At 28.6% G+C, this 2,889-nt stretch carries 1 protein-coding gene; it reads right to left on the reverse strand.

Going from position 1 to position 2,889, the window contains the following annotated elements:
- Positions 1-2,571, reverse strand: a 2,571-nt coding sequence (locus LJD32_RS14755) for a glucosaminidase domain-containing protein (protein WP_227392794.1), incomplete at its 3' end; no start/stop codon positions are given.
- Positions 2,572-2,889 lie beyond the last annotated feature (318 nt).

A 2,889-nucleotide genomic window follows, 5' to 3' on the forward strand; every position in this document is an offset into this window, starting at 1 on the left:
TAGTGTCTTATCATCTGTTGCATCGCTTGGATTGATCGTCGCTTGTAATGTTTCAGTATTTCCTTTTGACAAAGACAAACTACTCTTATTTAATGAAACTGATGTAATATGTAAAACATAAACTAATTTGATTTGTATATCTTTTATAACTCCAGTATTTTTTGATCCACAATCATTACCTTGTGATATCCATTTTGTCCAATTTCCATCAATATATGCCCTATATTTAAGTTCATAATTGTTACTATTAGATAATGACATGTTAATCATCTTTAATCCTAACGATTGTCCAGTAGAGCCAATAACTGTTGAATTAGTAACATTAGTATATGTATTATTTTTATTTTGTGTATCTAATGTTTTAATTGTTAAATTATAGTTATTTAAATTATCTACTCCTATTTTTAAGGCTTCCAAATTTTCAGATGTATTTCCATAACCATTACCATTTGTTAAATTATTAGTCCATCCTATATTGCTCAAATGTTGACTATAATATATACCTGGTAATCTAGTAACTGTGCTATCTTTTACAATTCTAAAATCGATTGCTTGAATATTTTTTCCACTAACACCTGCATTATTTCCTTCATCTATCCAAGATTGCCAACCTATATCAGCACTATGAACTCTATATTGTAACTTATATCCCGTTAAACAATTAACTGAAAAATTTATAACTTGTATAGGTGAAGATTCATCTCCAACAACCGTATCATTATTAATTTTATCATAGGTTTTCCATCCTTTTGAATTATAAATCTTTCCAGACAAATAGGCTGTTGGATTTGCATTTTTTAAATCAAACTTTAATTGATACAAATTTAAAGACCTACCTGTTGTTCCAGTTGTATTTGGTTCATTGACTTGATTTAACCACCCTACGTTTTGACAATTAGATTGGTAATATAGAGTTGGTTCACTATCTGTTTTACCAGTTGGTTGTCCTTCTACATTTGAAGTATTCAATTGAGAAGAAGAATTACTGCCATTACTTACAATCGTTATTGAATTAGTTGGAATATATGCATAATTTGAATCATAGTTATATTCTGATTGAACAACTATTTTAGAGCGTGTTGAATCAATAGAACCATCAGATTGTATCTTATAATATCCATTTGATTTACCATCTTTTAAAATAAGAAATGCAAAATTTGATGGCGCAAGTGTCTTGTTTGAAATTTTTGAGCTAGTTGGATATGTTGAATACAAAGTAGTCGAATTCGCATTTGACGAATTTTTTATATTTACAACACTATGTAAATTACTTAATGTATCCTTTATACCAATTGTATATTTTTTAGAATCTGTACCACCTAAATAGTTATCTACTTTCCAACAAATACTTGCTGCTTTTTCTCCCCAATATGGATCAGAAGCATATTTTACACCTATTCCACTTGCTTTATCTCCTAAGAAAGCACCATAATAACGATAATCTGTAATAGGATCTAAATATCCTTTGGATAAAAAGATTGCCGAATGATAATAAATGCTATAATCTACTGAAGAATAGCCATTTGCACTTCCATTTGGATCTTTATCATAAGCATGATGACCAAATAAGTTATTCTTATTCTGTGCAATATTACTTGAACCCCATGAACTTTCATTAGCAGCCACACCTATCATCAACATTGCATTTGTTCCATATGTATTTTGGTTTGAAATAAATGCATTCCCTTCATTTCTCATTTTACTATTATCTTTAGAAAAATAAGAAATAGCTTGATTCAATTGTGATGCATTATATGTTGTTAAACTTCTATGAGATAAATATTGATAATAATTATAATACGGATTAGAACTATTCACCGAATGTGTTCTAACATTAGTTTTATAATCTTCTAACATGGTTTTATAACTACTATATGTACTTCCCTCATAAAAATAATGGCCATCATAACTATAATAATCTGTATTATCCTTTAAATAAGATGGCTTAACTCCACAATCTAAATTACTACTATATGCCGTATTTGACAATTTTGTACTAATTCCATGATAAAGTCTTCCATTTTTTACATAATATTTACTTAATGTTTGAACAGAAGAACTAGTATAATCTAAAACCTCAACCTCATTAAGATTTACCCAACCAATAACACCTGATTGCATAAATTTTACTTTTGTAGGTGACACCTCATTATCATAACCTAAAAAAGCTGCATCTGCTGCATAGTATCCATTAGTATAACCATCACGATTAGTACCATCTTCCTTATACTCTGTATTTTCTTTGCTACTTGGTTTTGTCCTAAAGTTAACAACTGAAACACTAGAATTAGATGCTCTTGCTCTAGATTGTTCCTCAGGTTGTACAAATAAATCTTTTTCATCCAAATCATCTGAAGTATCTGGCATATTTTGTTCCACTGTTTCTAAGGAGATTACATTCCCATTTTCATCAACAGTAGTAATTTCATAATCACTTGGTACTTCTTGTTTAGCAACAGTATAATCATCCAAATTATTGCTGTCATCTACTATTGCCGAAACATTATAAAAAGGTACGATACTAAAAATCAATGAAAAAGACATTAAAATCGATGTAATTTTTCTATTCATAAGTTTTTTCACTTCCTTCCCCTAAAACCTATCATTTATTATATCAGTAAAAAAAAAAATTTAAATCACAAAATATATTTTCACACATTATCATTCATTTTTTTAAAGGAACTGTCATGAAAGTTAATAATTAGTTTTATGTAGTCATCTCTTTTATAAAATAAAAAAGGTAAATATTTGGTCGTTCAGTATCTAAAACTGTTGTTTAGTACTGTTGCCTATTATTTACCTTTTGATTATTTATCTTTTATAAAAACAATTGTTTGTACTTCCTGGTGCACTGCTTCCTTTTTTTACAAGTTGGATTTGGATTGCTTC

This window comes from Faecalibacillus sp. TM498 (genome assembly GCF_020589955.1).
In the GTDB taxonomy this organism is placed as follows: domain Bacteria; phylum Bacillota_I; class Bacilli_A; order Erysipelotrichales; family Coprobacillaceae; genus Faecalibacillus; species Faecalibacillus intestinalis.